The organism is Streptomyces poriticola (assembly GCF_036689765.1).
Taxonomy (GTDB): domain Bacteria; phylum Actinomycetota; class Actinomycetes; order Streptomycetales; family Streptomycetaceae; genus Streptomyces; species Streptomyces poriticola.
In genome coordinates, this window is sequence record NZ_JBAGKH010000073.1 from 1 (window position 1) to 3,960 (window position 3,960).

The following is a 3,960-nucleotide window of genomic DNA, read 5'->3' on the forward strand; positions in this document are numbered from 1 at the left end:
ACGGAAGGCACCACCTCCGCCGCTGCCGAGGGTGCAGACACCCTGACCCGCCTTGAGCAGGAGGGGGAGATCGCGGCGGACTATCTGGAGGGTCTGCTCGATATCGCCGACCTCGACGGCGATATCGACATGGACGTCGAGGCCGACCGTGCCTCCGTCTCGATCATCAGCGACTCGAGCAGCCGGGATCTGCAGAAGTTGGTCGGCCGCGACGGCGAGGTGCTCGAGGCCCTGCAGGAGCTCACCCGCCTGGCCGTGCACCGGGAGACCGGTGACCGCAGCCGGCTGATGCTCGATGTCGCGGGCTACCGCGCCCGGAAGCGCACCGAGCTCGCCGAGCTCGGCGCCAAGGCCGCTTCTGAGGTCAAGAGCAGCGGCGAGCCCGTGCGGCTGAAGCCGATGACGCCGTTCGAGCGGAAGGTCGTGCACGACGCGGTCAAGGCCGCGGGCCTGCGCAGCGAGTCCGAGGGCGAGGAGCCGCAGCGCTTCGTCGTCGTGCTTCCCGCCTGATCGGTCTCACGCTCCTCCGGCCCCGTCTGTTGCGCAGGCGGGGCCGTGCTTTGTCAGCCTGATAGTTCTGGTGGTTCTGGTGTCGGCGGTGAATGCCCGCCGACACGGTACGGAAGGACGGTTCCCCGTGACGGAGGCAGCGGAGCTTCCCCCCGCGCCCGAGCAGGCGCGCGAGGTGTTCGGCGATCGCTTTGCGGATGCGGTCCGCTACGCGGAGCTGCTCGCCGAGGCGGGAGTGCAGCGCGGTCTGATCGGTCCGCGTGAGGTGCCGCGGCTCTGGGAGCGGCATCTGCTGAACTGTGCTGTGCTCTCCGAGGTCGTGCCCGCGGGGGTGACGGTGTGCGACGTGGGGTCCGGGGCCGGCCTGCCTGGCATCCCGCTGGCGCTCGTCCGTGACGACCTGAAGATCACCCTGCTGGAACCGCTGCTGCGCCGGACCACCTTCCTGACCGAGGTCGTGGAGCTGCTGGGGCTGGACCATGTGACCGTGGCGCGGGGCCGCGCGGAGGAGGTCATGGGCAAGCTGCCACCGGTCCATGTGGTGACGGCCCGGGCCGTGGCTCCTCTGGACCGCCTAGCCACCTGGGGGATTCCGCTGCTGCGTCCCTACGGGGAGATGTTGGCGCTCAAGGGAGACACGGCAGAGGAGGAGCTGAAGAGTGCGGCCACGGCCCTGAGCAAGCTGGGCGCCGTGGAGACCTCGATCCTGCATGTCGGTGAGGGCGTCGTGGACCCGATGTCCACAGTGGTGCGGGTGGAGGTCGGGGAGAGCCCCGGTGGTGTGCGCTTCGCGGCGAAGCGGGCGAAGGCGGCCCGGACGGGGCGGGCACGACGTCGGCGCTCATAGCCCCCGGGAAGGTGGAGTCTGTGAGTGCTGCTGATCCGTCCTGACGACGAGACGTACTCCACACAAGCCTCCAAACCTACGCATGCCGGAGTGTCGCGACAGTTCGGCTTCGGCCGCTGTGCATCGTGTTTCACGTGAAACGTCGCTCACTGCTGCACGGCATCATCAGTCGTGGCCGCGCTGCGGCCGAACCTCGCGACCGAAAGCCCCTTGGCTCCCTGAGGGAGGACTCCGAACCCGCTTCTGAGCACACACAGCTCCCCGCACGGGCGACGGAGTTGTCCACAGAGGTGGATTTCTCCACAGAAGGCCAGGCCTCACTGGTTCACGACCCCGAAGACATGGGAGGCTCTGTTCATTGCGAGCCTGAAGTCGAGGAGAGTGAATCCTTGCGGTCCGACGCCAACATCGCGGGACCGATGACCGATCCGGTCCCCGGTCCCCGTACCGAGTCGCTGGGGGTGGATGTTTCACGTGAAACACCGCCTCCGATGGACGACACTCCGATCGGTCGTGCTGCCCAACTGGCGGTGGAGGCTTTGGGCCGCGCCGGCGAGGGTCTGCCACGGCCCGAGCAGACCCGGGTCATGGTGGTCGCCAATCAGAAGGGGGGTGTCGGCAAGACGACGACGACCGTGAATCTTGCCGCGTCGCTCGCCCTGCACGGTGCCCGGGTCCTGGTGGTCGACCTCGATCCCCAGGGGAACGCCTCCACCGCTCTGGGGATCGACCACCACGCCGAAGTCCCGTCCATCTACGACGTATTGGTCGAGAGCAAGCCCCTCTCCGAGGTCGTCCAGCCTGTTCCTGACGTCGAGGGCCTCTTCTGTGCGCCTGCCACGATCGATCTCGCCGGTGCGGAGATCGAGCTGGTGTCCCTGGTGGCACGCGAGAGCCGACTGCAGCGGGCGATCCAGGCCTATGAGCAGCCACTGGACTACATCCTCATCGACTGCCCGCCCTCGCTCGGCCTGCTGACCGTGAACGCCCTCGTGGCCGGCCAGGAAGTGCTGATCCCCATCCAGTGCGAGTACTACGCGCTGGAAGGGCTGGGTCAGCTGCTGCGTAACGTCGATCTGGTGCGGGGGCACCTCAACCCCGCCCTGCATGTGTCGACCATCCTGCTCACCATGTACGACGGTCGGACGCGGCTGGCGTCCCAGGTCGCCGACGAGGTGCGCAACCACTTCGGTGACGAGGTCCTTCGGACGAGCATCCCTCGCTCCGTCCGCATCTCCGAGGCGCCGAGCTATGGGCAGACGGTGCTGACCTACGATCCAGGATCGAGCGGCGCTCTCTCCTACCTTGAGGCGGCCCGAGAAATCGCGCTGAGAGGCGTCGGCGTCACCTACGACGCTACGCACGCCCACATCGGCGCCCAGAACGACCCGAGCATGGTGGAGGGGATCCAATGAGTGAGCGACGGAGGGGGTTGGGCCGTGGCCTCGGTGCACTGATCCCTGCTGCCCCTACGGAGAAATCGGTGGCCTCGGCTGCGCTGGGGAACCCCGGGTCCGCATCTCCCACCGCAGTGCCCGGTCTGTCGACCGACCGCGGAGTGGCCGCGGCAAAGGTCGCCACGCTGCCCCCTGTTTCACGTGAAACAGAGGAGCATGCCCCGGCTCCCGGCACTGCGGAGACCTCGGCGCCCCTCCTGGGCGCCCACTTCGCCGAGGTGCCGCTGGATGCGATCACGCCGAACCCGCGGCAGCCGCGGGAGGTCTTCGACGAAGATGCGCTCGCCGAACTGGTCACCTCGATCCAGGAGGTCGGCCTTCTCCAGCCGGTTGTCGTCCGTCAGACCGGCCCGGAGCGCTATGAGCTCATCATGGGCGAGCGTCGTTGGCGGGCCTGCCGTGAGGCGGGGCTCGAGGCGATCCCCGCGATTGTGCGGGCCACGGACGACGAGAAGCTTCTCCTGGACGCACTCCTGGAGAACCTGCACCGGGCTCAGCTGAACCCGATCGAGGAAGCAGCCGCCTACGACCAGCTGCTGAAGGACTTCAACTGCACACATGACCAGTTGGCGGACCGCATCGGCCGCTCCCGTCCGCAGGTGTCCAACACCCTGCGTCTGCTGAAGCTCTCCTCGGCCGTCCAGAAGCGGGTCGCAGCCGGAGTGCTGTCTGCCGGACACGCCCGGGCGCTGCTCTCGGTGGAGGACACCGAGGAGCAGGACCGGCTGGCCCATCGGATCGTGGCCGAGGGTCTTTCGGTGCGGTCTGTCGAGGAGATCGTGACTCTGATGGGGTCTCGGCCGCAGAAGGCGCAGCGGGCGAAGGGGCCGCGTGCCGGTGCTCGGGTGACGCCAGCGCTCTCCGATCTTGCGACGCGGCTCTCGGATCGGTTCGAGACGCGGGTGAAGGTTGACCTGGGCCAGAAGAAGGGCAAGATCACTGTCGAGTTCGCTTCTGTGGAGGACCTCGAGCGGATCCTCGGCACCCTCGCTCCGGGCGAGGGACCGGTGCTGCAGCAGAGCCTTCAGGAGGACGACCAGTCGGAGGATCTTTAGCCCTGAGGTCCCACGGCGGGCGCGGCAGCGAATGGTGTCCCGCCCGCCTGGGCCGCTGCTCGAGCGGGGCGGGGGGGGGGGGCCCGCCCCC

4 protein-coding genes are annotated in these 3,960 nt (G+C 68.3%); all 4 read left to right on the forward strand.

What is annotated here, in order from left to right; translation table 11 throughout:
• Positions 1-510: Jag family protein (locus V5O46_RS31435; protein ID WP_332888142.1), on the forward strand; the 510-nt coding region annotated here is incomplete at its 5' end.
• A gap of 127 nt (positions 511-637) precedes the next feature.
• On the forward strand, positions 638-1,357 hold the full coding sequence (rsmG, locus tag V5O46_RS31440) for a 16S rRNA (guanine(527)-N(7))-methyltransferase RsmG (protein ID WP_332888143.1): 720 nt from the start codon (positions 638-640) through the stop codon (positions 1,355-1,357).
• A 341-nt stretch (positions 1,358-1,698) separates the two neighbouring features.
• On the forward strand, positions 1,699-2,772 hold the full coding sequence (locus tag V5O46_RS31445; RefSeq protein WP_332888145.1) for a ParA family protein: 1,074 nt from the start codon (positions 1,699-1,701) through the stop codon (positions 2,770-2,772).
• On the forward strand, positions 2,769-3,869 hold the full coding sequence (locus tag V5O46_RS31450) for a ParB/RepB/Spo0J family partition protein (RefSeq protein WP_332888144.1): 1,101 nt from the start codon (positions 2,769-2,771) through the stop codon (positions 3,867-3,869). Before V5O46_RS31445 ends, V5O46_RS31450 begins: the two co-directional genes overlap by 4 nt.
• Positions 3,870-3,960: the final 91 nt, after the last annotated feature.

What these genes read in the sequence shown, in the direction of transcription:
- V5O46_RS31450 (WP_332888144.1), top strand. Translation starts at nt 2,769, where the DNA reads ATGAGTGAGCGACGGAGGGGGTTGGGCCGTGGCCTCGGTGCACTGATC.
- V5O46_RS31445 (WP_332888145.1), top strand. Translation starts at nt 1,699, where the DNA reads ATGGGAGGCTCTGTTCATTGCGAGCCTGAAGTCGAGGAGAGTGAATCC.